Consider the following 26,235-nt stretch of genomic DNA (forward strand, 5'->3'; position numbering starts at 1 on the left):
GGCAGTCATGATGGACCCCGATGAGCCAGGCCCTAGACGGGCGCGCGCCCGCCGTGCCCGACCCCACCGTCGCGGACGCCGCACGTCCGCAGCCCGCCGCCGGACGCCGGTCCCGCGGTAGCCGCGTGTCCGTCACCGCCGTCGTCGTGACGTGCGGGGTGAGCGAGTACCTGGCCGAGAGCCTCCTGGCGGTCGCGCGCCAGGACCGCCCGCCGCAGCGCCTCCTCGTCGTCGACGCCGCCCCGGACGCGCAGCCCGGCGACCTGGCCGTCGCCCCGGAGCTCCGCGGTGCCCTCACCGCGCTCGGCGAGGTCGTCCCGACGCGGTTGGTGGCTGCACCCGGGGTGCGCACGTTCGGGGGCGCGGTGCGAGCGGCGCTCGCCGACGAGGCGAAGACCGCCGCGGCCGACGGCGCACCGAGCGGTCCGGCCGACGTCGGGCCGGCGTGGGTGTGGCTGCTGCACGACGACGCGGCACCCGAGCCAGGTGCGCTGGGCGCGCTCGTCCGCGCCGTCGAGGTGGCGCCGTCCGTCGGGGTCGCGGGAGCCAAGCAGCGGACCTGGGACGCGCCGGCGCGCGTCGTCGAGGCCGGGGTGACGACGTCGCGGTTCGGCCGCCGGATGACCGGCATCGACGAGCCGGAGGTCGACCAGGGCCAGCACGACGCACGCGACGACGTCCTCGCCGTGGGCCTCGCGGGTGCGCTCGTGCGCCGCGACGTGTGGGACGAGCTCGGCGGGCCCGACCCGGCGCTCGGTCCCTACGGCGACGGCCTGGACCTGTGCCGGCGTGCCCGGCTCGCGGGCCACCGCGTCGTCGTCGTGCCGGCGGCGGTGGTGCGTCACGCGCAGGCGACGCTCGCGGGTCGCCGCGCCGACTGGGACGCGCGCCGGTCCGTGCGGGCCCGGCGCGAGGCGTTCCTGCACGCCCAGCTCGTGGCGGTCCCGGCGTGGCTGGTCCCCGTGGTGGCCGTGCTGGCGGTGGCCTCCGGCGTCGTGCGCGCCCTCGGGCGGTTCGCCACCAAGGAGCCCCAGCTCGTCGCGGGCGAGCTCCTCGCCCCGTGGCGCGTGCTCGCCACGCCGGCCCGCGTCGCGCGCGCCCGTCGCCGCGCCCGGGCGACGAGCGTGCTGCCGCGGCGCACGCTGCGGCCGCTGCAGGCGTCGTGGCGGGACGTCGTCGCGCAGCTGCGGGACCGCCGGCTGAGCGCCGCGGAGCTGCGTCGAGCGCGGACGGCGCCCAGCGAGCTGGAGCTCGCCGAGCTGCGAGCGCTCCGGGTGCGGCGCCGTTGGACGCTCGCCGTCGTCGCCGTGGCGGGGGTGGCGCTGAACGCGGTTGCGCTCGGGGCGCTGCTCGGGCCGGTGCTCGGCGGCGCCCGGCTCAGCGGCGGCAGCCTGCTCTTCGGCGACGGCGACCTCGGGTCTCTCTGGTCGGCCGCCACGTCATGGTGGAGCTCGGGCGGCCTCGGTCACGCCACGGCCCCCGAACCCCTGCTCGCCGCGCTGCTCCCGGTCGTGGCCGTCACGGGCGGCCTCGGCGGCGCGACGGCGATCGTCCTCCTCGGCTCGCTCGCGCTCGCGGCGCTCGGGGCCTGGTTCGCCGCCGGAGCGGCCACCCGCTCCGTCGCGCTGCGCGCCTGGGCGGCGCTGGTGTGGACCGCGGCGCCTGCGCTGCTCGTCGGAGTCCAGCAGGCCCGGCTGGGCGCCGTCCTCGTGCACGTGTCGTTGCCGTGGTTCCTGCTCGCACTGGCCAAGGGGGTCGGTGCGGCGCGCACGGACGCCGTCCTCTCCGGTCTGGTCGGTGCCCAGCGCCTCGTGCATCGCGACGTCGTCGCCGCGGCCGTCCCGGCGGCCGACGCGCGGCGGCGGTTCACCTTCGACGATGACGAGGACGACGACGAGGTCGAGGACGACACCGAGTCGGCTGCGGACGGAGCCGGTTCCGACGAGACCGAACCCGGCGAGTCCCACCCCGACGAGCCCGCCACCGACGACGCCGCCGATGCCGACGCCGATGCCGACGCCGATGCCGATGCCGCCGCCGATGTCGACGCCGACGTCCCTGGCGATGCAGAGGCCGAGGCCGACAGCGGGGAGCGCGACGCCCACGCCGCCGTCGTCGGGCCGCTGCCCGGGCCCGGCCGGCCGCCGTCGACCGCCGTCGCAGAGCCGTCGCTGGCGGCCGCAGCGGCCGCCGCCCTGGCGCTCGTCGTCGTGACCGCAGCCGGACCCGTCCTCCTGCCCGCCCTGCTGCTGGTGCTCCTGGCTGTCGCGCCCGTCGCCAGGCGGCGGGCCCGGCTCCTGTGGGTGCCGGTGCCGGCGCTCGCCGTGCACGGCCCGCTCCTCGCGGAGGCCGTCGCGCACTGGTCCGACGGCGGCTGGCGGGTGCTCCTGGCCGACCCCGGTCAGCCGGTTGCGGGCGTCGCCGCGCCGCCGTGGCAGCAGGTGCTGGGCTGGCCGGTGCCGGCGGACGCGCTGTCGTTGCCCTGGTCGGGCGCCGGTGCCGGCGTCGTGCCGCTCGTGGCGACCGGGGTGGTGCTCCTCCTCGCCCTGCCGGCGCTCTGGCTCCGCGCACCCGTCGGGCGCGCGGCGCGCGTGGGGTGGGTCGCGGTGGCCGTCGGCACGGCCGCCGCGCTCGCGGCCTCGGGCGTCGCGACGGGCGTCGCCCTCACCGACGACGGCCTCGTCACCGCGACCGCGTCGGCCTCGCCGGGTCTGAGCCTCGCCCTCGCCGGTGCGCTCACGGCCGCGCTCCTCGGGGCGAGCGGCGTGCGCAGCGCCCTCGGGCGCCGCCCGCTGGGCCTGCCGCACGCGCTCGCCGCGCTGCTCGCCGTCGCCGCGGTGGCGGGCCCGGGCGTGGTGCTCACCGCATGGACCCTGGACATCCGTGGCGGTGACCTGGACCTCGTGGCCAGCGATGTCGACGCGGTCCCGACCGTGGGCCGGCAGCTGCAGTCGGCGGCCGGCCTGCGGGTGCTCGAGCTCGCGCCGGCGCAGGACGGCGTCGTCGTCACCCTGCTGGACGGGAACGGCGTGCAGCTGACGGAGACCTCCCGCCTGGTGGAGGTGCGCCGGCTGCTGGCCGCCGGGGTGGACGCGGCGAGCCCGACCACCGACGCGGCCGACGACGAGCTCGTCGACGTGGCCGCCCGGCTCACGGCCGGCGCCTCGGCCGACGTCTCCGCGGCCCTCGCGGACCTCGGTGTCGGTGCCGTCCTGGTGCCGTCGGCCCCTGGGACGCAGTCCGTCGCGCTCGCCGCAGCGCTGGACGCGACCCCGGGCCTGGAGCGGGTGACGCGAGCCGGCGCCGGCATCATCTGGCGGGTCGCCGGGGCGACCTCCGGCGCGGCCGGCTGGGCACGGGTCGTCGAGGGCACCGCGGACGACGGGACGACGGTGCAGGCGGTCCCGGGCAGCGGTGCGCAGGTGCGTCCCGGCGCCGGTGGGCGCGTCCTCGTGCTGGCGGAGCGAGCGGACGAGGGCTGGCAGGCGACCCTCGACGGTCGTTCGCTGCGCGCGGTCGAGACGACCTGGCGGCAGGCCTTCGAGCTGCCGGCCGACGGCGGCGAGCTGGTCGTCGTGCACGCCCCCGCCCAGCGGGTGCCGTGGCTCGCGCTGCAGGGTGGCGTGCTGCTGGTGACGCTCCTGCTGGCTGTGCCGCTCCGACGACGGAAGGCGGTACGCCGATGAAGGCTCCCGTGCGCACGGCGCTCTCCGTGCTCGGTCGGACCGTCTGGGCGGTCCTCGTCCTGGCCATGGGGGCGGCGGTCGTCCTCGGTGCCACCCGCATCCCGGGGGAGGCGTCCGAGCCGGTGGCCCCGGCGCTGGCGCTCCCGCCGCCGGCGGCCGCAGCGCTCGTCTGCCCGGGCCCGTTGCGCCTGGCCACCGACCAGGCGGGCACGGACGCGACGTACGACCCGGCGTTCGACCCGTCGCCCGCCGACGCCACCAGCGACCTCGTCGCGGTGACGGCGGGCACGGCGAGCGGCGGCGCCGCCGCGGCGCGTCTGACCCCGATGGCCGGCGGTACGTCGCTCGCCGAGCTGGCGGCCGGGGTCGAGGCGGGGGTGCTGGCTCGCGCGGGCGGGGACGCCGGCCTGGTCGTGCGGGCCGACCCGGTCGGTGACGTGCCGCCGCAGGTCGGCGCCGGCGTCGCGTGGCGCGCGGGCACCGGCGACCTGCGCGGGCTCGCCGCGGCGTCGTGCCAGCGGCCCACGGCCGAGACGTGGCTGGTCGGCGGTAGCACGGTGCTCGGGTCGAGCGCCCGGCTGGTCCTGCAGAACCCCGGAGCCACCCCGGCCACGGTGAGCCTGCGCCTGTGGGGCGCGCGCGGGCCCGTCGAGCTCGCCGGTGCCCCCGACTACCTCGTCCCGCCGGGCCAGGAGGAGACGATCCTGCTCGAGGGGCTCGCGGCCGAGCAGGGGCAGATGGTCGTCCAGGTGACGGCCACGGGCGGGCTCGTCTCGGCGTACCTCCAGGACAGTCGCACCGACGGACTCGTGGCCGCCGGTGTGGACCTGGTGGTGGGCGGCGCGCGCCCGGCGACCGAGCTCGTCGTCCCCGTGATCTCGGTGACCGACGACGCCCCCGCGGCCGCCGCCCTGCGCGTGCTCGCCCCGGGGGATCTGCCGCAGGACGGTCAGGACGCCGACGCCGGCGACCCGGGCGACGACGACGGCGACGGCACGACGCCCGGTGGGACCGTGCACGTGACCCTGCTCGGGCCGGACGGGGTCGTGGAGCTGCCGGGCACGGAGGACGTGTCCGTGGACGTCGGCGAGGTCGTCGACATCCCCCTCGACGGGCTGCCGGCCGGTGACTACGCCGCGTGGGTGACCGCCGACCTGCCGGTCGTCGCCGGCGCGACGTTGAGCCGCGCGGGCACCGCCGAGCCGGGGGAGGCCGCGCCGGTCGACCGGGCCTGGGCGCCCGCGGTGCCGAGCCGTCTCGCCTCCCCCCTCGCGCTGCCCGGCGACGAGCCGGGCCGTCTGGTCCTGGCCACCGCGCCCGCGGACGGCGTGTCCACGTCGCGCGCGCAGGTCGTCGCGGTGGACGCGGTGGGCGGCGTCCTGGCCCGTCAGGACGTGGTGGTCGGCGCCGGGCGCACGGTGGCGCTGGACCTCGCCGAGCTCACGTCGTCGGCGTCGTCCGACGCACGCCCGGCGGCCCTGGTCGTGCGGAGCGACGACCCGTGGCTCACGTGGGGCGTCGTGCTGGACACGGGCGGCTCCGTGGCCGTCCTGGCCCCGCTGCCCGAGCAGGCGGTGCGGTCCGAGCTGGCCGTGACCCTGCGCTGAGCCCGCTGAGCCCGCTGAGCCTGCTGAGACCGCTGCGACCCCGCCGTCGCCCTCAGGACCGTCGTCCTCAGGACGACGCGCGTCGCAGCTCGAGGCGCTCCCGCAGCCGCAGGCCCAGGCCGAGGGCCACGCGCAGGGGGAGCTGGTACCAGCGGGCGTAGCGCCGCGCGAGGTACCGCCGTGCGCTCGCGTGATGGGCGCGGATCATCGGCGCGGGGCGCGACTTCCACGACGTCCCCTGGACGTGCGTGACCCGCGCCGCGGGCACGTGCAGGTTCAGCCAGCCCGCCCGGCCGAGTCGCTCGCCGAGGTCGACGTCCTCGAAGAACATGAAATAGCCCTCGTCGAAGCCGCCGAGCGCCTCGAACGCGTCGCGGCGCAGGAGCAGGCACGCCCCCGAGAGCCAGCCCGCGGCGCGCGGCTCGCCGTCGCGGACGGCCTCGGCCTCGTCGGCGCCCTCCTGGTACCGCCGCGTCCACGGGTTGCCCGGCCACACCCGCACGAGGAGCGCGTGCCCCACCCCGAGGCGCAGCGACGGGAGCGCGCGCGCCGACGGGTACCGGGTCCCGTCCGTGTTCAGGAGCGTCGGGCCCGCGGAGCCCGCCCCGCTGTCCGCCGCGGCCTGCAGGAGCGCGTCGAGCGCGCCCTCGTGCCAGACGATGTCCTGGTTCGCGACGACGAGCCAGGGCTGGGTCGCGCCGCGCGTGCCCAGGTTGGCGGCCGCGCCGTAGCCCAGGTTGCGCCCGGGGACCACGAGGCGCGCCCCCTGCTCGCGGGCGACCTGGGCGGCGACGGACTGGTCCGCGCCGTTGTCGACGACGACGAGCTCGACGTCCGCGGTGGTGGCCGTGCGCAGCGACGTCGCGAACGCGGTCAGCTCCTCGACGCCCGGGTGGTAGGCCACGCACACCACGCGCACGGCCGGCCGGTCGGAGGTCACGACCTGCACCCTAGCCGCGGATTCACGGGCGGTAGCGCGGGTCGACCTCCTCCGGACGGCGACCGAGCAGGTGCGCGACCTGCTCGACCACGACGTCCTGGACCAGGTCGGCCAGGTCGGCCTCGTCCACGGCGCGCGCCTCGACCGGGCGACGGTAGACGACGATGCGCGGCGGCAGCCCGGCGTCGGCGGGGAAGTAGCGGCCCATCGGGACCCCGCCGTGCTCCCACGGCGCGGGGGCCGACGGCGGCACCTCCTCGACCGCGAACTCGGCGCCCTCGAGCTGGCGCGCCCACCGCCTCTCCAGGCGCTCGACGGCGTCGAGCACCTGGTCGTCGAAGCGCTCGGCACGCGTGCGGTAGGCCGGCAGGGTCGGCGGGATGACCGGTCCGCGCAGGCCACGGCCCCGGCGGTCGCGCCGGCGCGCGACGGGCGTCCGGACGGCGGGTGGGCGGGGGCCTCTCACGCGGCCACTGTACGTCCGGCACGCGCGGGGGACCGGCCCGGGCGGTGGTGCGGCGTGGCGGGGGACGACGACGTCGGTGACGCCGGGTAGCCTCGCGTCGTGAGGTCCGGACGTCAGTGCTCCCGCAGCGCCTGCGGCAATCCTGCCGTCGCGACGTTGACGTACGTCTACTCGGACTCGACGGCGGTCCTCGGCCCGCTCGCCCAGCTCGCGGAGCCGCACTCGTACGACCTGTGCAGCGAGCACGCGAACCGGCTGACCGCCCCGCGGGGCTGGGAGGTCGTGCGGCTGACCCCGGAGTTCGTCCCGACGGGCCCGACGCCGGACGACCTGGTGGCGCTCGCCGAGGCGGTGCGCGAGGCCGGCCGCCCACGTCCGGCGGCGACGGCACCGGTGGACACGGGCGAGGGCGTCCGTCGCGGGCACCTGCGGGTGCTGCCGGGCGAGGGGTCCTGACCCGTGCCCGAGGAGAGCCCGGACGCCGGCCGAACGCCCCGCACGTGCGGGTCGTGCGGCGCTGAGGACCTGACGCGCCTGCCCATGGTGCTCACCGACGGGACCGACGTCACCTTCATCTCGTGCAACGCCTGCGAGTCGCGCGAGTGGCTGCTCCCGATGCCCGACGGCACGTGGCGCACCGCGCCGATCGACGTGGTGCTGCGCCGGTCGTCGCGCCGTCACTGAACCCACCCGCGGGTCCGATGCCCGGGGCGCCGCGGGCGGTCAGTAGGCTGCCGGGCGTGACTTCTCTGGCTTCCTTGATCAAGGCGTACGACGTGCGTGGCGTCACGCCGGACCCGTTCTCCCCGGCCGTCGCGCGCGCCATCGGCGCCGCGTTCGCCGAGGTGGTGGGCGGACCGCGCGTCGTGATCGGGCAGGACATGCGGCCGTCCGGGCCGGAGCTGGTCGCCGCCTTCGCCGAGGGTGTCACGAGCCGCGGCGTGGACGTCGTACGGATCGGCCTGTGCTCCACCGACGGGCTGTACCACGCCTCCGGGGCCCTGGACGTGCCCGGGGCCATGTTCACCGCGAGCCACAACCCGGCCGAGTACAACGGCATCAAGATGTGCCACGCCGGCGCCCGGCCCGTGGGGCAGGACACGGGCCTGACCGAGATCCGGCGGCTGGCCGAGAGCTACCTCGACGACGGGCTGCCCGCCCCGGCCGCGACGCGCGGCACCGTCAGCGACCACGAGATGCTCGCGGAGTACGCCGCCTTCCTGCGTGGCCTGGTGGACCTGAGCGGCCTCCGTCCGCTGAAGGTCGTCGTCGACGCGGGCAACGGCATGGCCGGGCTCACGGCGCCCGCCGTCCTGGGGGAGGCCGCCGGGCTGCCCGCGCTGCCGCTCGACGTCGTGCCCCTGTTCTTCGAACTCGACGGGTCGTTCCCGAACCACGAGGCCAACCCGCTCGAGCCGGCCAACCTGATCGACCTCCAGGCGGCGGTCGTGGCCAACGGTGCGGACATCGGCCTCGCCTTCGACGGCGACGCGGACCGGTGCTTCGTCATCGACGAGCGGGGCGCAGCCGTCAGCCCGTCAGCCATCACCGCGCTCGTCGGCCTGCGCGAGGTGGCCCGGGAGCGCGCGGCGGGGCGGACGCCGACGGTGATCCGGAACCTCATCACCTCCGCCGCCGTCCCGGACCTGCTGGAGGCCGCCGGCGCGCGGGTGGTGCGCACCCGGGTCGGCCACTCGTTCATCAAGGCCCAGATGGCCGAGCACGACGCGGTGTTCGGCGGCGAGCACAGCGCGCACTACTACTTCCGGGACTTCTTCTTCGCCGACACCGGCATGCTGGCCGCGATGCACGTGCTCGCGGCGCTCGGCGAGGCCCGACGCGCGGACGGCTCCGGCGCGACGCTGTCGGAGCTGGCCGAGGCCTACGAGCCCTACGTCGCGAGCGGCGAGATCAACTCCCGGGTGGCGGACGTGGCCGCGGCGCGGCAGCGTGTGGTCGACGCCTACGTGACCCGCGAGGAGGCCGGGCCGGTGACCGTCGACGAGCTCGACGGCCTGACCGTCAGCCACTGGGACGGCCAGCCTCGCTGGTGGTTCAACCTCCGGGCGTCGAACACCGAGCCGCTGCTGCGGCTCAACGTCGAGGCGGCCGACGAGGACGTCATGGAGAAGGTCCGCGACGACGTCCTGTCGCTGGTGCGGCAGGACGGGGAGGAGCAGCCGTGAGCGACGCCCTGCCGCAGTGGGCGCGGGAGATCCTGCGCTGCCCCGCGTGCGGCTCCCCGCTGGCCGACGGGGTCCGGCCCGACGGCGCCCCGGAGCTCGTCTGCACCGGTGCGGCGTGCGCGCTGGCCTACCCGGTGCGCGACGGCATCCCGGTCCTGCTCGTCGACGAGGCGTACCCGGCGGCCGGCACCGTCTGATGAGCGCCCGATGAGCACCGATGGCGGCCGCAAGGCGATCGTCGCCGCACTCGCGGCGAACCTCGGTATCGCGGCGACGAAGTTCCTGGCGTTCGGCCTGACGCGCTCGTCGTCGATGCTCGCCGAGGCCGTCCACTCGGTCGCCGACTCGGGCAACCAGCTGCTGCTGCTGCTCGGCGGCAGCCGTGCCCGCCGCGCGGCCGACGAGACCCATCCGTTCGGCTACGGCCGCTCGCGCTACTTCTACGCGTTCCTCGTCGCCGTCGTGCTCTTCACGCTCGGTGGCCTGTTCGCGATGTTCGAGGCGTACGAGAAGTGGCGCGAGCCGCACCCGATCGACAGCTGGCAGTGGGTGCCGATCGCCGTCCTGCTCGCCGCGATCGGCATGGAGGGCTTCTCGCTGCGCACGGCCGTGCACGAGGCGCGGCCCGCCAAGGGCGACCTGACGTGGCCGCAGTTCATCCGGCGCAGCCGGGCGCCCGAGCTGCCGGTCGTCCTGCTCGAGGACAGCGCGGCCCTGACGGGGTTGCTCTTCGCTCTGGCGGGCGTCTCGCTCACCCTCGTCACGGACGACGGCCGGTGGGACGCCGCGGGCTCGGCGGCGATCGGCGCCCTGCTGATCTGCGTCGCTGTGATCCTGGCCCGCGAGACCGGCTCGCTCATCATGGGCGAAGGGGCGACGGCGGAGCAGGTGGCGGCGATCCGAGCCGCCCTGGTCGGCGCCGGCGTCACCTCGGTGATCCACCTGCGCACGGAGTACCTGGGGCCCGAGGACCTGCTCGTCGCCGCCAAGATCGAGGTGCCGGAGGCGGCGACGGCGGCCGACGTGGCGGCGGCCATCGACCGTGCCGAGGTGCGGGTGCGGGCGGCGGTGCCGATCGCACGGCTCATCTACCTCGAGCCGGACCTGCGGCACGCGCTGCCCTGACCCGGCACCCCGCCCGGGCTCGCCCCCGTGGACGGGGCGGCCCCGCGCGCGGTCGTCGTCGTCCGCACACGGGGCCGCGCATGGGCCGCCGGAGCCGTCAGGCGTCGCCGGCGGCGTCCTTGACCTGGTCGAAGAAGTCCGGGTTCTCCTCGAGCCACTGCTCGACGGAGCCCTCCGGGTTCTCGCCGTCGTTCTCGTTGAACATGATGTTCTCCAGCGAGAAGAGCTGGTCGCCGGAGAGCGTGAACGCCTCCAGCCAGCTCGCCACCTCGGGGTGGTCGTCGGCGAACCCTGACCTGCCGACCACCTCGATGTTCTCGGCGTCGCCGAGCGTCCCCTCCGGGTCCTCGAGGTCGCGGATGGGGAAGGCGTCGTAGGCCCAGTGCGGGCGCCACAGCGTCACGACGACGTCGCGGCCCTCGTCGATCGCGCCCGACAGCTCCGCGAGCATCGCGGGCGTGGACGACTCGACGAACTCGAGACCGTCGAGGCCGTACGTCGGGATCACGCTCTCCTTGGTGATCCGGGTCAGGCCCGCCCCGGGCTCGATGCCGACGATGCGAGAGTCGAACGCGGCGGCGTTGTCGGCCAGCTCCGTCAGCGACGTGATGGGCGCGTCCTCGTTCACGGCGATGGTGAGCCGGGCGTCGTCGTACCAGGCGCCGAGGCGCTCCATGTCGTCGCCGTACTCGTCGAGATAGGTGCCGTGGGTGACGGGGAGCCACGCGTCGAAGAACAGGTCGTAGTCACCACCGGCCACCGCCGTGTAGATCACGCCCATGTCGCCGCCCGACTCGAGCGTGACGTCGTAGCCCTCCGACTCCAGCAGGTTCGCCCACAGGTAGGTCGCGGCGTCCCCCTCCGGCCACCCGCCCGGCGGGAGCGCGATCGTGATCGCGCGGTCCTCCTCGGGCGCGTCGCCGCTCGTGTCGTCACCTCCGTCGTCGCCGGCGCATGCGGCGAGGACCAGGAGGGCAGCCGTCCCGGTCGCGACGGTGGTCAGTGTCTTCCGGCTCCGTGCTCTCATCGTTTCCTCTCTCGGGCGGCGGACCGCCCGTCTGCGACGCTCGCGGTGCGAGCGGGCGCCCGGGCGCAGGCGGCGCCGGGCAGGTCGGGGGATCAGCGGGCGGCGGTCGTCGCCAACGCGCGGGCGACGGGCGAGCGGCTCGTCAGGGCCGAGGTGATCCGGTCGAGGTAGATCGCCAGGATGACGACGGCGAGCCCCGCCTCGAAGCCGAGGGCGATGTCGATGGTGCTCAGGGCGCTGACGACCTCGCGGCCGAGCCCGCGGGTCCCGGCGAGCCCGGAGATCACCACCATCGACAGTGACAGCATGATCACCTGGTTGACGCCGGCCATGATCGTGGGCATCGCGAGCGGCATCTGGATCTGGCGCAGGATGCGACCGGGCGGGGCGCCGAAGGCGTGCCCGGCCTCGACGACCTCGCGGTCGACCCGACGGATGCCCAGCTCGGTGAACCGCACACCGGGTGCCAGCGCGAAGATGATCGTGGCCACGAGGCCCGGCACGACGCCGGCGCGGAAGATCACGACGACGGGGATGAGGTAGACGAAGGCGGGCATCGTCTGCATGAAGTCGAGCACGGGTCGCACCGTGGCCGAGACGCGGTCGTTGCGCGCCGCCCAGACCCCCAGCGGGATGCCGATGGCCAGGGCGATGACGCTCGCCACGAGCACGAGGGCCAGCGAGGCCATCGCGTTGTCCCACTGGTCGACGCCGATGACGACGACGAACCCCGCGAGCGCGCCGAGGCCGAGGCGCCAGCCCTTGGCCCACACCGCGAGGGCGGCGAGCACCACGACGACGGCCCACCACGGGGGACCGGTGAGCACGGCCTCCGTGGCGTCGAACGCCGCCACCAGGACGGTCCGGATGGCGTCGAAGAGCAGCCCGAACGCCGCCGTCACCCAGTCGACGCCTGTCTCGATCCACTCGCCCAGGGGGATCCGGAAGCCCAGCTCCTCCGGGCTCATGCCGGCACCGCCGTGTCGGCCGAGAGCTCCTCGCCGGGGTCGACCGCGCCGGGTTGTGGTCGTGATCGGTCCCGTTCGGCGGACGCGGCTGAGGACACCTCCGCCGCGGGGCCGGTCGCGACGCTGTCGCCGGAGGCCATCGCCTCCAGGAGCGTGACCCGCGGGATGACGCCGACCAGCCGGCCCGCGTCGTCCACCACGGGGAGCGGCAGGGGGGTCTCGGCGGAGGGCGCGAAGACCTCGGCGAGCGGTGCGTCCACGGCTACCGCGCTGACCTCGTCACGAGTCAGCTCGACCAGGCGCTCCACCCCGCGACGCTGACCGGCGAGCACGTCGTCGTCGCGGAGCGCGCCGAGGAGGCGCCGGTCGCGATCGACGAGGTAGGCGGCGGACGTCTGCGCCTCGCGCATCTCACGCAGCGCGCCCCGGGGGCCGGCCCCGACGACGACCACGGCCTTCGGGCGGACCATGACGGACGATGCCGTGAGCACGCGCGTCCGGTCGACGTCGGCGACGAACTGCGCGACGTAGTCGTTCGCCGGCTCGGAGAGGATCTGCTCGGAGGTGCCGATCTGGACGATGCGTCCGTCGCGCATGACGGCGATCCGGTCACCGAGCCGCATGGCCTCGTTGAGGTCGTGGGTGATGAACACGATGGTCTTGCCGAGGGTGTGCTGCAGCTCGACGAGCTGGTCCTGCATCTCGCGGCGGATCAACGGGTCCAGGGCGGAGAACGCCTCGTCCATGAGGAGCACGTCGGTGTCCGCCGCGAGCGCGCGGGCGAGGCCCACGCGCTGCCGCATGCCACCCGACAGCTCGGCCGGCAGGTGGTCCTCCCAGCCGCCCAGGCCGACCATCTCGAGGGCCTCGCCCGCCCGGCGCCGGCGCTCGGCACGGTCCACGTCGCGGATCGCCAGCGGGTACGCGGCGTTGTCGATGATCGTGCGGTGCGGCAGCAGGGCGAAGTGCTGGAACACCATCGAGACGCGCTGCTGCCGCAGCACGCGCAGCTCGCGGGCGGAGACCGCACCCAGGTCCGCGTCGCCCAGCCGGATCCGGCCCGCGGTGGGCCGCCACAGCCCGTTGAGCATGCGGATCAGGGTCGACTTGCCGGACCCGGACAGGCCCATGACGACGAAGGTCTCGCCCTTCTCGACCTCGAACGAGGCGTCGATGACAGCCGCCGTCCCGTGCGCCTTGATGTCGTCCCGGTCGGCGCCGGCTCGAAGGAGCCGGACGGCGTCGGCCGGTCGCCGGCCGAAGACCTTGTAGACGTTCTCAGCACACAGGATGGTCACGAGAGCTCACCTTTTCGTCCTTGCGCGGCGGTGCCGGTGGCCCCGGGTCCGGGGCCACCGCCGCCACGGCCGCGCCGTGCCGACGGCCTGCCCGACCCTCGGCCGCCTCCCGGCCGCCGACCACCCTCGCGGAGCGTGCAAGCCCCGGTCCACCCGGACGAATCGGGACAGAACGGGTGGAAGCGCGGTCCGCGTCCCCCTCGATCGCCGACTGACCAGGCGAAACGCCTTTGCTTGATCGTTACCCAGTCGTGACGAAAACCGTCCTGAGAAACCCCCGATCGGAGCAGCACACCCTGTCCGTCGGTCGCTGCGCGCGCCCGGGAGCCGGGCTGCGCCCGGCACGTCCGGAACGGGTCCTTCGCCCTGCGGGGCCCGGAAGGTCACCAGAGACGGACGACGCGCGGTCACGTACGATGGAGGTGCTTGGCGCAGGTGATGCCGTCGGCCCGGAGGGGCCGCGCCGGGCGAAGGCGGACCCGCACGCGACGCACGATCTCGCGCGCCCGGGCCGTCGGCCCCTGTCCTGCGCGCCCCGTCGCGCCGTCCCATCCGAGGTGAAGCATGTCCGCTCAGCACTTCGACGAGGTCCCCGGCCGGTTCAAGGTCCGTGACCTCTCGCTGGCCGCCGCCGGCCGTCACCAGATCCGGCTCGCCGAGCACGAGATGCCGGGGCTGATGGCCCTGCGCGCCGAGTACGCGGCCGCCCAGCCGCTCGCCGGCGCCCGCATCGCCGGCTCCCTGCACATGACCGTCCAGACGGCCGTCCTCATCGAGACGCTCGTCGCGCTCGGCGCCGAGGTCCGCTGGGCCTCGTGCAACATCTTCTCCACCCAGGACGAGGCGGCGGCCGCCGTCGCCGTCGGGCCGAACGGCACGCCCGAGGACCCCCAGGGCGTCCCGGTGTTCGCCTGGAAGGGCGAGACGCTCGAGGAGTACTGGGAGTGCACCGAGCAGATCCTGCTCTGGCCCGGTGAGGGCCCCACGATGATCCTCGACGACGGGGGCGACGCGACCCTGCTCGTGCACCTCGGGGTGGACTTCGAGGCGGCGGGCGCGGTCCCGGCGGACCTCGCGCCCGGCGACCCCGGCTACAGCCACGAGTACAACGTCATCCTCGGCGTCCTGCGCCGGTCGCTGCCCGTGGACGGGCAGCGCTGGACGCGGATCGCCCAGGGCATCGGCGGCGTCAGCGAGGAGACGACGACGGGCGTGCACCGCCTGTACCAGCTCGCGGAGGAGGGGCGCCTGCTCTTCACCGCGATCAACGTCAACGACTCGGTGACCAAGTCCAAGTTCGACAACAAGTACGGCATCCGCCACTCGCTGCCCGACGGCATCAACCGCGCCACCGACGTCCTCATCGGCGGCAAGGTCGCGTTCGTCGCCGGCTACGGCGACGTCGGCAAGGGCGCGGCCGAGTCGCTGCGCGGCCAGGGTGCGCGCGTCATCGTCTCCGAGATCGACCCGATCTGCGCCCTGCAGGCCGCCATGGACGGCTACGAGGTCGCCCGGCTGGAGGACGTGCTCGGCGAGGCGGACTTCTTCATCACGACGACCGGCAACAAGGACGTCATCCGCACCGAGCACATGACCCGGATGAAGGACAAGGCCGTCGTCGGCAACATCGGGCACTTCGACAACGAGATCGACATGGCCGGCCTGGCCGCCGTGCCCGGCGCCCGGAAGACCGAGATCAAGCCGCAGGTCCACGAGTGGACCTTCCCGGCCGACGGCGACCGGCCCGCCCGGTCGATCATCGTGCTGTCGGAGGGCCGCCTGCTCAACCTGGGCAACGCGACGGGCCACCCGTCGTTCGTCATGAGCAACTCGTTCTCGAACCAGGTCATCGCGCAGATCGAGCTGTTCCGCAACGCCGGGGCCTACCCGCTCGGCGTGCACCGCCTGCCGAAGGTGCTCGACGAGAAGGTCGCGCGCCTGCACCTGGACGCCCTCGGCGTCCGGCTCACGCAGCTGAGCAAGGAGCAGGCCGAGTACATCGGCGTCGACGTCGCCGGCCCGTACAAGCCGGAGCACTACCGCTACTGAGCCTGCCGCCCGGATCCCCGCGCGGGGAGCCGGCGCGTGATACTCGCTCCATGACGAGGGGGCGGGCGGCAGCGATCGCGCTGCTGCTCGCCCCCGTCGTCGTCCTCGCGGCCGCGTGCGGTGGGGCCGGGCTCCCCGAGCCCGACGTCGTCGAGGTCGCCGCCGCGGTGCCTGTCACGCGCGCCCTGCCGCCGGCTCGCCCGGCCGAGGCCGGGCCGATGTACGCGTCGTCGATCGCGACGATCGACGACGCGCTCACGGCACGGATGAGCGCGTCCTGGCGGCCCGGCTGCCCCGTGCCGCTCGAGGACCTGCGGTACGTGACCGTCACGCACGTGGACTTCGACGGCGTCGTCCGCACCGGCGAGCTGGTGGTGCACGCCGACGTCGCCGAGGCGGTGACCAGGGTGTTCGCCGCGCTGTTCGAGCAGCGGTACCCGGTCCGGTCGATGCGGCTGGTCGACGACTTCGGCGCGGACGACACGGCGTCGATCTACGCCGACAACACGTCCGCGTTCAACTGTCGCGCCATCACGGGTGGCACCGCGTGGTCCGAGCACGCGTACGGCCGCGCGATCGACCTCAACCCGGTGGAGAACCCGTACGTGACCGGCAGCCACGTCGGCCCGCGCACGGGCCGGGCGTTCGCCTCCCGGCCGGACGAGCCGGGCGTGATCCACGCCGACGACGCCGTCGTGGCCGCCTTCGCGGCCGAGGGCTGGCAGTGGGGTGGCCTGTGGCCGGGTCCGATCGACTACCAGCACTTCTCGACCTCGGGTCGCTGAGCGCCCCGGTCAGTCGACGGGGTCGGGGACCGCGTACGGGAGTCGGTGCACCAGGGCGGCCTCCTGCCGGGCCTGGGCGGCCTCGGCCACGCGGAGCCGGAACTCGCGGTCACGCCGCTCAGCCAGAACCGCGGCGATGAACCGCTCCGGGTGCGTGCCCAACGGCGGGCCGGGGGCGACGTACTGCTCCATCTCCCCGGCGATCTGCAGGCCGAGGCTGACGCGGGACTCCGGGTTCAGCGTGCTCGCGCGGCCGAGGAGCTGGCGCGCCGACAGGGCCAGGCCGTCCGGCAGGCGCCGGATGTCGGCCGCCCGGGCCCAGGCGGCGAGCTCGTGCGGCATGACGATCGGCGGCAGCGCCCGCTGCCCGCCGCGCACCCGCACCGCGTACGTGCCCGCCAGCATGTCGCCGAGGCGCTTGCCCTTCGGGTGCACCATCGAGGCGATGAGGGCCACGCACCCGAACGTCAGCCAGATCTCGAAGACGCCGACGAGGCCGCGGACGAACGCGTGCCGGAACCGGACGGGACCGCCGTCGTCGCGCACGATGCGCACCCCCGTGGCGAGTTTGCCCACGGACCGGCCGCGCGTGAGCGTCTCCACCGTCACCGGGATGCCGACGAGCGCGAGCACGGTCACCGAGAGCAGGATCGCCTGCGCCGCGGCCGGGTCCACGCCGATCCCGACCGTGGTGGCGATGATGCTGAGCGCGAAGAGGACCGCGTAGATGATCACCACGTCGAGCAGGGCCCCGAGCATCCGGACGGCGAAGGACGCCGGTCGCGCGTCGATCGCGACGCCCTCGCCGAGGAGGATCTCGTCCTGCACGTCGCGATCCTGCCACAGCGCGCAGCGACGACGAGGTCGCTGTGGCAGGCTGGCCGCCGTGGACCTCGACGCCTTCTCCGCCGTGCACGCGGGGACGTGGGCGCGGTTGGAGCAGCTGTCGAAGCAGCGGCACCTCACGGGCGCGGAGTCCGACGAGCTCGTGCGGCTCTACCAGCTCGTCGCGACCCACCTGTCCACCGTGCGCTCGACGGCGCCCGACCCGGCTCTCGTGGGCCGGCTGTCGGACGTCCTCGGCCGGGCGCGTGCCGCCATCGCCGGCGCCCACGAGCCGTCGCTCGCCGACGCCGCACGCTTCTTCCGCCTCGCGCTCCCGGCCGCCCTCTACCGGGTCCGCTGGTGGACGCTCGGGGTGGCCGTCGCCGTCGTCGGCATCGGGGTGCTCGTCGCCGTCACGATGCTCACCACGCCGGGCGGCATGGAGCTCGCCGGCCCGCCCGAGGCACGGGCGCAGTACGCGAACGAGGCCTTCGAGAACTACTACAGCGAGCACCCGCACGGCAGCTTCGCCGCGATGGTCTGGACGAACAACGCCTGGATCGCGGCGTTGTGCGTGGCGCTCGGGATCTCCGGCGTCGGCACGGCCCTGGTCCTGTTCTTCAACGCGGTCTCGATCGGCATGGGCGCTGCGCAGATGGCTGAGGCGGGGTACCTGGACCTCTTCTTCCAGCTCATCCTGCCGCACGGGCTGCTCGAGCTGACCTGCGTCTTCGTCGCCGGCGGCGCCGGGCTGAAGCTCTTCTGGTCCTGGATCGACCCGGCGGGCCGGCCGCGCGGCCGCGCGGTCGCCGAGGAGGGGCGCGCGCTGGTCACCGTGGTGCTCGGGCTCGCGCTCGCGCTCGGGGTGTCCGGCCTGGTCGAGGGCTTCGTGACGCCGTCGACGCTGCCCTGGCCGGTGAAGATCGCCATCGGCGCGGTGCCGTTCGCGCTCTTCTGGGCCTACGTCCTGGTGGTCGGCCGCAAGGCCGTCCGCGCGGGCGAGACCGGCGACATCTCGCCGCAGCACGCTGCTGACGCCCTTCCGATCGCCGCCTGATCCCCGCCACGAGGAGACCACGTGAACCGGCAGCTGCCCCAGGACTACCCACCGATCCTGTACATCCCGTGCGTGCGGCACGTGACGGACCCGGCGGACCTCGAGGTCCAGTACCGGATCACCAAGGACGGTCGCAGCGCGCTGCTGGTCTACTCGGCGCTCGACCGGCTCCTCGCCGGCTGCGGGCGGGACCAGCCCTGGTTCACGCTCCCCACCGCCAACCTGCAGACGCTGTGGGACGCGGCGCCCTTCGACCTCGTGCTCCTCGACCTCCTGGTGCCCGAGTCGGAGCGGCAGGTGGTGGCGCCGTGAGCCTCTCCGTCGACCACGACGCCCTCGCCGCCATCGCGAGCGGCCTGCGTGCGGCCGGCACGGGGCTCGACGAGTCGGGTCGCGGCGCCCCCGCGGCCGTCACCGCGGGCGTCGCGGGCCCCTTGCTCGGGGACGTGCTCGCCACCGTCGGTGAGGCGATGATGCGCCTGACGTACGAGGCCCACCACATCGCGGGCATCGTGGACGAGGCCAACGCGGAGCTCGCCCGCGGCGACGACGCCGAGGCGGGAGCCTTCGCCGCGCTCGGCGGGGGGCAGCAGTGAGCCTGGCGCTCGAGACGCGAGTCGACGGGTCGCCGTCGAGCATCCGTGCGGCCGCCGCCTGGCTGCTCGACAGCCTCGCGGCAGGGAGCACGACTTTCGACGAGGACGTCTACCAGCAGTACCGCGGCGTCGCGCCCGCGTGGGAGGGGGAGGGTGCCGAGCCGCTCCGGGGGCGCCTGTCCACGCTCGCGAACGGTGGCGGGACGCTCTCGCAGGTCGCGACGACCATGGCCCGTGAGCTCGAGGCGCTGGCGACGGCGCTCGAGCTGACGCTCACCGACATGAGCGGGGCGCGGGAGCAGGCCGGTGCGGGCGGGCTGCGCGTCGTGGGCACGGTCATCCACGGGCCCGGCGACCCGCCTCCCGACGTCCCGCCGCTGCCCGCGGGCGCCTCGTCGGCCGAGGCCCAGGCGCACGGGCAGGCGCTGGCCGCCATCGCCGCCTGGGACCGGCGCTGCGCACTGTGGAACACCCTCGTCGAGATCGTGGACGCCGGGCACCAGCGGTGGGCGACGGCCGTGGACTCGGCCGTGGGCGTGTGGGAGGGCAACAAGGGCAACCTCGTGGGCCTGTTCTCCGAGCTCCTGAGCGGCGGGGTGAGCGCCTCGGCGATGGCGGTGGTCGCGTACAACGCCAAGCTCCTGCGCGGCTTCCACCTCGACTCCGCGGCGGCGTACGCCAGGCACGTCACGGCGGTGACGCCCGGCGGCCGGCTCACGACGACGCCCCAGCACTTCTACGACCTGGTGGACACCGGCGCGCAGCACCTCGACGACGCCGCGCGCGCCGGCCGCACGGCGGCCACGCCGCGGGTGCCTGCCGGCGTCGCGCGCGGACTGCTGGCCCTCGGCGTCGTCGCCACGGGCTACGGGATCTACGACGACATCCAGAACGGCGAGTCGCCGGCGCAGGCGGCGGTCTCCAACGGCGGCGGCTTCCTGGCGTCGATGGGCGCGGGTGCGCTCATCGGTGCGGGCGTCGGCTCGGTGCTGCCGGTGGGCGGGACGATCGTGGGCGGCATCGTCGGCGCGGTCGGCGGTGCCGTCGTCGGGCTGGTGACCTCCGGCATGATCGACTCGATGTGGGAGAACGGCGTGGACAGCCTCGGCGACGTCGGCTCGGCGATCGCGGACGGCTGGGACGAGATGACCGAGACCGTCGGCGATGCCGGCGAGATGATCGGCGACGCCGCGGGCGCCATCGGGGGCGGCCTCAAGGACGCCTGGAATGCCATCTTCTGACCCGGCGGGCACCTCCGCGGCGCTGCCCGCCGGGCCGGTGCTCGCGGCGGGCGGCCGGGGAAGGGCTCTCCTGTGGGGCGTGGTCGTGGTCAACGCGACCCTCGGGCTCGGTCTCCTGCTCGTCGCGGGCGACCAGCTGGCCACGCCGGCGCCCGACCGCGCCTGGAGCGTGCCGGCGTCCGTCGCGGTGGCCGTCGGTGCGCTGGCGTGGCTCGGGGTCGGGACCCTCGGGTTCTGGCTGACGTACCTGCGGCGCCCGTCATGGGACCCGGACCGGGCGTTCCTGGGCGACACCGAGCACGGGCCGGCCGTCGTGCTCCCGTGGCGGACCGCCTTCCTGCGTCGACCGGTCGTGCTCAGCGCGCTCGTCATGGTCCTGCTCGCGGGACTGGCGGTCGTCCTCGGGTCCGCGGGCAACGCCGGCTGGTGGGTGCCCGCGGCCGCGGCGCTGCTCGTGCTCGTCGTCGTGCCCCAGGCCGTGGTGCGCGCCCGCAGGCCGGGACGGCTCGTCCTGGCCCCGCAGGGGATCGGCGTCACCGGCCCGGACGGCGACGCGTGGCTCGACTGGGACGACCTCCGCGGGATCGGCGTCGTCGACGTCGGCTGGTGGGGCGTGCTCCGGGTCGTCGGGACGGACCCGGCGCCGTCGTGGCGGTACCGGCCACGCCGCACCGCGTCCCGCGCGACGACGCCCGCGGGGCCGTGGGTCGAGATCCCGGGCCCGGCCGTGCCGGTCGACCCGGCCGCTCTGATCCGCGCGATCGCCCGCTACCGGCAGGACCCCGCCGCGCGCGCGGAGCTGGCCACGGACCAGGGACGACGCCGTGTGGCCGGTCTGGACTGACGGTCAGAGCCGGCCGGCGGCCTTGAGCGCGAGGTAGGTGTCCGCGAGCCTCGGCGCGAGCTCGTCGGGGAGGGCGTCGACGACCTCGACGCCGCGCTGACGCAGCCGCACGGTCACGGCGGCGCGCTCGAGCTCGGCGCGCTCGGCGGCCGCGGCGTCGAAGACCTCGGCCGCGGAGCCGCGCCCACGTCGCAGCGAGGCCACCTCGGGGTCGGCCACCGAGGCCAGGACCACCGTGTGCTCGTGCGCCAGGGGGCCGACCACGGGCAGCAGCCCGCTCTCCACGGCGGCCGGCTCCAGGCTGGTCAGGAGCACGACGAGCGCGCGCCGCGACATGCGCTGGCTCACCGCGGCGACGACGCCGGGCCAGTCGGTCTCGACCAGCGCAGGCTCGACCGGGGCCAGCGCGTCGGCGACCGCCGGCATGAGCCGCGGACCGTTGGTCCCGGCCACCTGGGTGCGCACGCGGCGGTCGAAGGCGATGAGGTCGATCCGGTCGCCCGCGCGCGACGCCAGCGCCGCGAGGAGCAGCGCGGCCTCGATCGAGGCGTCGATGCGCGGCAGGTCGCCGATGCGTCCGGCAGCGAGGCGCCCGGTGTCGAGCACCATGAGCACGCGCCGGTCCCGCTCGGGCCGCCAGGTGCGCACGACGACGTCGCTGCGCCGCGCCGTGGCGCGCCAGTCGATCGAGCGCACGTCGTCGCCGATCACGTACTCGCGCAGCGAGTCGAACTCCGTCCCGGCGCCGCGGATCTGCACGGCCGTGCGTCCGTCGAGCTCGCGCAGGCGCGCCAGCCGGCTCGGCAGGTGCCGACGGGACGCGAACTCGGGCAGCACGCGCAGCCGACCGGGCACGGGGATGCTCACCTGGCGCGCGGCCAGGCGGAGCGGGCCGAACGAGCGGATCGTCACCCGGTCGGCGAGCCGGTCGCCGCGGCGCGTGGGCCGCAGCGGCGTCACCAGCCGACGCGACTCACCGGCGGGCAGGCTGACCCGGTGCCGGTTCTGCCCGGCGCCCGCCGAGGGCTGCCACGCGTCGCGGACGACGGCGCGCAGCCGGCGCGACGAGCGGTTCGTCACGGTGAGCGTCGACCGGGTGGCCTCCGTGAGGCGGACCGACCCGGGGACCGACCGCCGCACCGCCACCTGGCGGGGGGAGGCGGCGAGCACGACGTCCAGCAGGCACGCGAGGAGCACCAGCCCGAGCCACGCGAGCACGGTGAACGGCGCCGGCACGAGCAGAGCCGGGACGAGGCCGAGGGCGACCAGGACGACCGCCCGCCAGGTGATGGCCATGGGTGGTCAGCGCGGCACGGGCACGGCGCCCAGCACCGTGTCGAGCACGCTCTCCGGCGTGACGCCCTCGAGCTCGGCCTCCGCGCGCAGCTGGACGCGGTGGCGCAGCGTCGGGTGGGCGAGCGCCTTCACGTCGTCGGGCGTCACGTAGCCGCGGCCGGACAGCCACGCCCAGGCGCGCGAGGTGGCCAGGAGCGCCGTCGCGCCGCGGGGGGAGACGCCGAGCGACAGCGACGGCGACTGGCGGGTGGCCCGGCAGACGTCGACGACGTACCCGAGGACCGCGGGCGCGACCTGCACCTGGGCGATCTCCGCCCGGGCGCGCTCGAGCTGGTGCGCGTCGGTGACGGCCCGGACGCCGGCCGCGGCCAGGTCGCGCGGGTCGAAGCCGGTCGCGTGCCGGCGCAGGACCTCGATCTCGTGGTTCCGCTCGGGCAGCGGCATCGTCAGCTTGAGCAGGAACCGGTCCAGCTGGGCCTCGGGCAGCGGGTAGGTGCCCTCGTACTCGACGGGGTTCTGCGTGGCGATGACGAGGAACGGGTCGGGCAGCCGCCGCGGGGTGCCCTCCACCGAGACCTGCCGCTCCTCCATGGCCTCGAGCAGCGAGGCCTGGGTCTTGGGGGGCGTGCGGTTGATCTCGTCCGCCAGCAGGAGGTTCGTGAAGACCGGGCCCTCGCGGAAGGAGAACTCCGCCGTCCGCGCGTCGTACACGAGCGAGCCCGTCACGTCGCCGGGCATGAGGTCGGGCGTGAACTGCACGCGCTTGGTGTCCAGGTCGAGAGCGCCCGACAGCGCCCGGACCAGCAGCGTCTTCGCGACGCCGGGCACGCCCTCCAGCAGCACGTGGCCGCGGCACAGGAGGGCGATGACCAGGCCGGTCACGGCGGCGTCCTGGCCGACCACCGCCTTGCCCACCTCGGCGCGCAGCGCGGCGAAGCCGGCCCGCAGGTCCTCGGACGGGGTGAGCGGCGCCGGCGCCGGGGGCGCGGGCGGTGCGGGCGGGGCGGCGGGGGAGGCCGGGGACGCGGGCGACTGGGCCGGCTGGCCGAACTGTTCGGTCACGTGCGGTGAACCTCGCTCTCGAGCTGGTCGAGCTGCCGGGCGAGCTGGAGCAGCCCGCCGTCGTCGGTGGGGGGTGGGCCGTACAGCAGCCCGGAGATCTCGTCGACGCTGCGGCCGGTGGCCCGGGCGGCGGCGTCGATGACGTCGGTGGCGCCCGCCGCGCGGGGCAGTCCCAGCCGGGCCGCCACGCGGCTCGCGGTGCCCGCACGCAGGGCGGCGGCCGCGTGACCCCGGGCGCGGGCCCGCCGGTACAGGCGCCCGCGGCCGAGGGTCGCCTCGGCGGCCCGCACGGTCACCGGCAGCGGCTCGGTGACCACGCGCCCGAGGCGCCGCCCGCGCCACAGGGCGAGGGCCACGAGGAGCACGAGGAGCTGCAGCGCGACCGTCGGTGCCCAGTCGGGGAACAGGAGGCCCACGAGGTCGCCGGTACCCGGGCCGGCCACGGGGGTCGGTGCGGGCACGAGCCAGACCAGGTCCTCGTGCTGACCGAGAGCGCGCAGCACCAGCGCGGCGTGGCCGTGGTCGGCGAGGTCGGCGTTCGTCATGAGGTCGGCGTCGTTGATGACGACGATGCGGCGGCCGTCGCGCTCGACCGAGCCGTACGCGCCCGCCCGCGGGCCGGAGCCCTGGTCCGGGAAGCAGACGACGCCGTCGCCGGTGGCCACGAGCGCGGGGCCCTCGCTCGCGATCTCCTCGGCCGCCCGCGCGTCCGCGTCGCCGCACGCCGCGCTCTGGACGCCCGAGAGGTAGAAGCCGCCCTCGGCGCGGAACTCGCCGTCGGTGAGCGCGTCCACCAGGTACTGGTCCGGCCCGACGACGACGAGGTCGGCCGGCACGTCCGCCAGCTCGGCGGCCTCGCTCTCGGCCAGGGCCGCCGTCCCGGCGACCAGCAGCGTCGTGCCCTCGCCGGCGAGGGCACGCGCCTCGCGCACCGTGCGCACGTAGTGCACGTCGACGCCCTGGTCGCCCAGGATCTGCGCCACCGCGCGCCCCCCGCGCTCCCCGGGGTTGTCGGGTGCGAGTGCGACGCCCGACGTGCGGGCCTGCAGCAGCGAGCTCATCAGCACGAGCAGGAGGAACGTCACGAGCGCGGCGAGCGGCCAGCGCAGCCGCTCCCAGCGCGTGCGGGCGCGCAGCATGACCGTCGTGCCGTCGCCGACGACGGCGGTCTCGCCCGGCGCGTCGAGGATCGGGCCCGCCGTCATCGGGGGACCGCCAGCGTGGGCTCGGGTGCCTCGGCGTGCGCCACCGGGCGGGCCGTGCGGACGGCGTCGTCCACGGTGCGTAGCCACGCGTCGTCCTCGGCGCGGGCCCGCCGGTCGCCGTAGCGGATGTCGTCGAAGAGGGCGCTCGCCCGCCGGAGGTCGCCGGCGCACCCGGGCAGCGCCAGCCCGGCCTCGGCGGCGGCCTCGTCGGCCGTCCAGCCGGGACGCTCGGCGAGGACGGCCCGTTCCTCGAGCGAGCGCAGGAGCGCGCGGAACCGGTCCAGCACGGCCTCGCTCCACCGGCCGGCCGCGGCGAGGGCGTCGGCGCTCGCGCGCATCTCGGCCGCCGACCGCGCGTCGTCCTCGAAGACCTCCGTGGACGCGCGGGCGCGGCGGGCGCGCCGGACGGGACCGGTGTAGAGCAGCACGGCCACGAGGACGACGGCGAGGATCGCGACGAGGACCAGGCCCGCGGTCCGCGCGTCGACGTTGACCGCGGAGGCCCGCGCGTCGTTGACGAGGTCGACGAGCCACTCGACGATCCGGTCGAGCAGGCTCTGGCCCTGGTGGTAGATCGGGTCGGCGAGCTCGGCCTCCGCCCACTCGCGCGCGGTCCCGGCGTCCGGGTCCACGGGGACGTCCTGGAGGATGCGGGCCGCCGGCCACACCCAGGGTGACGTCACGCCGGCCGCCCCTGGCCGGCCTCGGCGGCGCGGGCGAGCTGGACGTCCAGTCCCTCCTTGCGGATGCGGACGTCGATGTACTGCAGGGCGACGACGGCCGCCAGGAAGATGGCCGGGATCGTGTAGGCCACCGCCATGCCGATCGTGGTCGCGGCGATGTAGCCGCCGGAGGTGGCGCCGTCGGGCGTGGTCGCCGCGATGATGCCCCCGATGATGCTGGTGGGCACCGCCAGCACCTGGCTCACGACCTGCGCGATGAGCTGGGCGAGGAGGTTGATGCCGAGGATCCGCCAGAACGAGCCCCGGGTGAGGCGCCAGGCCCGCGCGATCGTGGGGAACAGGCGCCGGCCCTCGAGCATGAGCACCGGCGGAACGAAGATCAGCCGGATGGTGACCCAGAAGATCCCGACGACGAGCCCGAGGCCGCCCAGCACGCCGATGACGCCGGCGAGCGCGCCGGACGCCGTCGCCGCGGCGGCGACGATGAGGATGAACACCACGATGACGACGACGAGAGCCGTCGACTGGAGCAGCGTGTAGCCGCCGACGAGCAGGACCCGCTTCCAGTACTGGCGCCACAGGTCGCCCACCGCGACCTTCTGCCCGATGACGGACCGGCTCACCGACACGGTCAGCACGCCCGTGAGCACGATGCCCGCGAGCACGAGGAACGGGATCATCGCGTACATCGAGTACAGCGACGCGATGAAGTCGTCGCCGCCGTCGGCCGTGAACTCGGACGGGAGGTTCGCGTCGACGAGCGCGGCGACGGACGGGATGACCAGCCACCAGGCCAGCCCGCCCACGATCGCGGCGACGCCGACGACGATCGCGCTGAACCCGAACATCACGCGCGGGTTGGCGCGGATGGAGCGGAAGGCACCGTCGTAGATCTCACCGAGGGTCAGGGGGCGCAGCGGCACGACGCCGCGCTGGACGGGCGCGGGGACGTAGCCGGCGGGTGCGTACTGGGGCTGGCCGTACTGGGGCTGCCCGTACTGAGGTTGCCCGTACTGGGGCCCGCCGTACTGGGGCTGCCCGTACTGGGGCTGGCCGTACTGGGGCCCGCCGTACTGGGGCTGCCCGTACTGAGGTTGCCCGTACTGGGGCCCGCCGTACTGGCGCCCGCTGTACGGCGGCGTGACCGGCGGCGTCGCGGCCGGGGGCGGCCCGTAGCCCGGGGGCGCCGCGTCCTGCCCGCCCCACGACCACCCGTTCGATGCGTCCTCGCCCGGGCGGGGCTGCTCCTGCGGCTCGCTCACGCCTCACTCCTCGATGCCGTCGGCTGC

25 protein-coding genes are annotated in these 26,235 nt (G+C 75.6%); 14 read left to right on the plus strand and 11 right to left on the minus strand.

Annotation, left to right across the window (positions count from 1 at the left end):
- The first annotated feature begins 20 nt into the window (after window positions 1-20).
- Complete coding sequence (locus AFE02nite_RS00090; RefSeq protein ID WP_146818897.1) at window positions 21-3,686, plus strand: glycosyltransferase; 3,666 nt, start codon at window positions 21-23, stop codon at window positions 3,684-3,686.
- The gene (locus AFE02nite_RS00095) at window positions 3,683-5,293 is read left to right on the plus strand and encodes a DUF5719 family protein (RefSeq protein WP_146818898.1); all 1,611 of its coding nucleotides are present in this window, start codon (window positions 3,683-3,685) and stop codon (window positions 5,291-5,293) included. The genes AFE02nite_RS00090 and AFE02nite_RS00095 overlap by 4 nt, the downstream gene beginning before the upstream one ends.
- 67 nt (window positions 5,294-5,360) lie before the next feature.
- On the opposite strand, the gene AFE02nite_RS00100 is transcribed toward AFE02nite_RS00095, so the two are convergent.
- Together AFE02nite_RS00100 and AFE02nite_RS00105 are read right to left on the minus strand one after the other, a co-directional pair.
- Complete coding sequence (locus tag AFE02nite_RS00100) at window positions 5,361-6,233, minus strand: glycosyltransferase (RefSeq protein WP_034245073.1); 873 nt, start codon at window positions 6,231-6,233, stop codon at window positions 5,361-5,363.
- Between the two features lie 22 nt (window positions 6,234-6,255).
- Window positions 6,256-6,699 carry a metallopeptidase family protein gene (locus AFE02nite_RS00105; protein ID WP_186814431.1) on the minus strand — a complete coding sequence of 148 codons (444 nt, stop codon included), beginning with the start codon at window positions 6,697-6,699 and terminating at the stop codon, window positions 6,256-6,258.
- Between the two features lie 99 nt (window positions 6,700-6,798).
- Between AFE02nite_RS00105 and AFE02nite_RS00110 the strand changes: the two genes are divergently transcribed.
- Genes AFE02nite_RS00110 through AFE02nite_RS00130 form a run of 5 tightly spaced genes read left to right on the plus strand, consistent with a single transcriptional unit; the run spans window position 6,799 to window position 10,010 of the window.
- Window positions 6,799-7,155 (plus strand): DUF3499 domain-containing protein, encoded by a 357-nt coding sequence (locus tag AFE02nite_RS00110; RefSeq protein WP_034245055.1) that lies wholly within the window; start codon window positions 6,799-6,801, stop codon window positions 7,153-7,155.
- Window positions 7,156-7,158: 3 nt separating this feature from the next.
- Window positions 7,159-7,383 carry a hypothetical protein gene (locus AFE02nite_RS00115; RefSeq protein ID WP_146818899.1) on the plus strand — a complete coding sequence of 75 codons (225 nt, stop codon included), beginning with the start codon at window positions 7,159-7,161 and terminating at the stop codon, window positions 7,381-7,383.
- Between the two features lie 17 nt (window positions 7,384-7,400).
- Complete coding sequence (locus AFE02nite_RS00120) at window positions 7,401-8,885, plus strand: phosphomannomutase/phosphoglucomutase (protein WP_052113576.1); 1,485 nt, start codon at window positions 7,401-7,403, stop codon at window positions 8,883-8,885.
- Window positions 8,882-9,082, plus strand: a complete 201-nt coding sequence (locus AFE02nite_RS00125) for a Trm112 family protein (RefSeq protein ID WP_222594303.1) — start codon at window positions 8,882-8,884, stop codon at window positions 9,080-9,082. Before AFE02nite_RS00120 ends, AFE02nite_RS00125 begins: the two co-directional genes overlap by 4 nt.
- A gap of 10 nt (window positions 9,083-9,092) precedes the next feature.
- Entirely contained in the window at window positions 9,093-10,010 is a 918-nt protein-coding gene (locus AFE02nite_RS00130) for a cation diffusion facilitator family transporter (RefSeq protein WP_034245049.1), read from the plus strand.
- Between the two features lie 97 nt (window positions 10,011-10,107).
- On the opposite strand, the gene AFE02nite_RS00135 is transcribed toward AFE02nite_RS00130, so the two are convergent.
- From AFE02nite_RS00135 to AFE02nite_RS00145, 3 genes are all read right to left on the minus strand, one after another.
- Window positions 10,108-11,037 (minus strand): glycine betaine ABC transporter substrate-binding protein, encoded by a 930-nt coding sequence (locus AFE02nite_RS00135; protein ID WP_034245047.1) that lies wholly within the window; start codon window positions 11,035-11,037, stop codon window positions 10,108-10,110.
- Between the two features lie 92 nt (window positions 11,038-11,129).
- Window positions 11,130-12,005, minus strand: a complete 876-nt coding sequence (locus AFE02nite_RS00140) for an ABC transporter permease (RefSeq protein ID WP_034245044.1) — start codon at window positions 12,003-12,005, stop codon at window positions 11,130-11,132.
- Window positions 12,002-13,303 (minus strand): quaternary amine ABC transporter ATP-binding protein, encoded by a 1,302-nt coding sequence (locus AFE02nite_RS00145; RefSeq protein WP_146818900.1) that lies wholly within the window; start codon window positions 13,301-13,303, stop codon window positions 12,002-12,004. Before AFE02nite_RS00145 ends, AFE02nite_RS00140 begins: the two co-directional genes overlap by 4 nt.
- Window positions 13,304-13,867: 564 nt before the next feature.
- On the opposite strand from AFE02nite_RS00145, the gene ahcY reads away from it, so the two are divergent.
- Window positions 13,868-15,352, plus strand: a complete 1,485-nt coding sequence (gene ahcY / locus AFE02nite_RS00150; protein WP_052113575.1) for an adenosylhomocysteinase — start codon at window positions 13,868-13,870, stop codon at window positions 15,350-15,352.
- Between the two features lie 50 nt (window positions 15,353-15,402).
- On the plus strand, window positions 15,403-16,137 hold the full coding sequence (locus AFE02nite_RS00155; RefSeq protein WP_146818901.1) for a M15 family metallopeptidase: 735 nt from the start codon (window positions 15,403-15,405) through the stop codon (window positions 16,135-16,137).
- A gap of 9 nt (window positions 16,138-16,146) precedes the next feature.
- On the opposite strand, the gene AFE02nite_RS00160 is transcribed toward AFE02nite_RS00155, so the two are convergent.
- Window positions 16,147-16,965: an RDD family protein gene (locus tag AFE02nite_RS00160; RefSeq protein WP_034245042.1), complete on the minus strand. Its 819-nt coding sequence runs from the start codon at window positions 16,963-16,965 to the stop codon at window positions 16,147-16,149.
- A 58-nt stretch (window positions 16,966-17,023) separates the two neighbouring features.
- On the opposite strand from AFE02nite_RS00160, the gene AFE02nite_RS00165 reads away from it, so the two are divergent.
- The 5 genes from AFE02nite_RS00165 to AFE02nite_RS00185 are packed head-to-tail and all read left to right on the plus strand — an operon-like array spanning window position 17,024 to window position 20,700.
- Window positions 17,024-18,019 (plus strand): stage II sporulation protein M, encoded by a 996-nt coding sequence (locus tag AFE02nite_RS00165; protein WP_034245040.1) that lies wholly within the window; start codon window positions 17,024-17,026, stop codon window positions 18,017-18,019.
- Between the two features lie 21 nt (window positions 18,020-18,040).
- Window positions 18,041-18,331, plus strand: a complete 291-nt coding sequence (locus tag AFE02nite_RS00170; protein WP_222594304.1) for an SAV_915 family protein — start codon at window positions 18,041-18,043, stop codon at window positions 18,329-18,331.
- On the plus strand, window positions 18,328-18,615 hold the full coding sequence (locus AFE02nite_RS00175; protein ID WP_034245039.1) for a hypothetical protein: 288 nt from the start codon (window positions 18,328-18,330) through the stop codon (window positions 18,613-18,615). The genes AFE02nite_RS00170 and AFE02nite_RS00175 overlap by 4 nt, the downstream gene beginning before the upstream one ends.
- Window positions 18,612-19,856 (plus strand): hypothetical protein, encoded by a 1,245-nt coding sequence (locus tag AFE02nite_RS00180; RefSeq protein ID WP_052113574.1) that lies wholly within the window; start codon window positions 18,612-18,614, stop codon window positions 19,854-19,856. The genes AFE02nite_RS00175 and AFE02nite_RS00180 overlap by 4 nt, the downstream gene beginning before the upstream one ends.
- The gene (locus tag AFE02nite_RS00185) at window positions 19,843-20,700 is read left to right on the plus strand and encodes a hypothetical protein (protein ID WP_146818902.1); all 858 of its coding nucleotides are present in this window, start codon (window positions 19,843-19,845) and stop codon (window positions 20,698-20,700) included. The genes AFE02nite_RS00180 and AFE02nite_RS00185 overlap by 14 nt, the downstream gene beginning before the upstream one ends.
- 3 nt (window positions 20,701-20,703) lie before the next feature.
- On the opposite strand, the gene AFE02nite_RS00190 is transcribed toward AFE02nite_RS00185, so the two are convergent.
- Genes AFE02nite_RS00190 through AFE02nite_RS00210 form a run of 5 tightly spaced genes read right to left on the minus strand, consistent with a single transcriptional unit; the run spans window position 20,704 to window position 26,208 of the window.
- Window positions 20,704-21,996: a DUF58 domain-containing protein gene (locus AFE02nite_RS00190; RefSeq protein WP_034245035.1), complete on the minus strand. Its 1,293-nt coding sequence runs from the start codon at window positions 21,994-21,996 to the stop codon at window positions 20,704-20,706.
- A gap of 6 nt (window positions 21,997-22,002) precedes the next feature.
- Window positions 22,003-23,058, minus strand: coding sequence for an AAA family ATPase (locus AFE02nite_RS00195; protein ID WP_146818903.1), 1,056 nt, complete (start codon window positions 23,056-23,058; stop codon window positions 22,003-22,005).
- Window positions 23,055-24,263, minus strand: a complete 1,209-nt coding sequence (locus AFE02nite_RS00200) for a DUF4350 domain-containing protein (RefSeq protein WP_261765329.1) — start codon at window positions 24,261-24,263, stop codon at window positions 23,055-23,057. Before AFE02nite_RS00200 ends, AFE02nite_RS00195 begins: the two co-directional genes overlap by 4 nt.
- Window positions 24,260-24,946, minus strand: a complete 687-nt coding sequence (locus AFE02nite_RS00205; RefSeq protein WP_146818904.1) for a DUF4129 domain-containing protein — start codon at window positions 24,944-24,946, stop codon at window positions 24,260-24,262. The genes AFE02nite_RS00200 and AFE02nite_RS00205 overlap by 4 nt, the downstream gene beginning before the upstream one ends.
- Complete coding sequence (locus AFE02nite_RS00210; protein WP_146818905.1) at window positions 24,943-26,208, minus strand: glycerophosphoryl diester phosphodiesterase membrane domain-containing protein; 1,266 nt, start codon at window positions 26,206-26,208, stop codon at window positions 24,943-24,945. Before AFE02nite_RS00210 ends, AFE02nite_RS00205 begins: the two co-directional genes overlap by 4 nt.
- Window positions 26,209-26,235: the final 27 nt, after the last annotated feature.

This window comes from Actinotalea fermentans (assembly GCF_007991475.1).
GTDB classification, from domain to species: Bacteria; Actinomycetota; Actinomycetes; order Actinomycetales; family Cellulomonadaceae; genus Actinotalea; species Actinotalea fermentans.

Excerpts from the sequence above, each read along its gene's own strand:
- AFE02nite_RS00200 (WP_261765329.1), bottom strand. The coding sequence starts at position 24,263 with ATGACGGCGGGCCCGATCCTCGACGCGCCGGGCGAGACCGCCGTCGTC.
- AFE02nite_RS00095 (WP_146818898.1), top strand. The coding sequence starts at position 3,683 with ATGAAGGCTCCCGTGCGCACGGCGCTCTCCGTGCTCGGTCGGACCGTC.
- AFE02nite_RS00185 (WP_146818902.1), top strand. The coding sequence starts at position 19,843 with ATGCCATCTTCTGACCCGGCGGGCACCTCCGCGGCGCTGCCCGCCGGG.
- AFE02nite_RS00140 (WP_034245044.1), bottom strand. The coding sequence starts at position 12,005 with ATGAGCCCGGAGGAGCTGGGCTTCCGGATCCCCCTGGGCGAGTGGATC.
- AFE02nite_RS00090 (WP_146818897.1), top strand. The coding sequence starts at position 21 with ATGAGCCAGGCCCTAGACGGGCGCGCGCCCGCCGTGCCCGACCCCACC.
- AFE02nite_RS00190 (WP_034245035.1), bottom strand. The coding sequence starts at position 21,996 with ATGGCCATCACCTGGCGGGCGGTCGTCCTGGTCGCCCTCGGCCTCGTC.
- ahcY (WP_052113575.1), top strand. The coding sequence starts at position 13,868 with ATGTCCGCTCAGCACTTCGACGAGGTCCCCGGCCGGTTCAAGGTCCGT.
- AFE02nite_RS00155 (WP_146818901.1), top strand. The coding sequence starts at position 15,403 with ATGACGAGGGGGCGGGCGGCAGCGATCGCGCTGCTGCTCGCCCCCGTC.
- AFE02nite_RS00120 (WP_052113576.1), top strand. The coding sequence starts at position 7,401 with ATGCCCGGGGCGCCGCGGGCGGTCAGTAGGCTGCCGGGCGTGACTTCT.
- AFE02nite_RS00135 (WP_034245047.1), bottom strand. The coding sequence starts at position 11,037 with ATGAGAGCACGGAGCCGGAAGACACTGACCACCGTCGCGACCGGGACG.
- AFE02nite_RS00130 (WP_034245049.1), top strand. The coding sequence starts at position 9,093 with ATGAGCACCGATGGCGGCCGCAAGGCGATCGTCGCCGCACTCGCGGCG.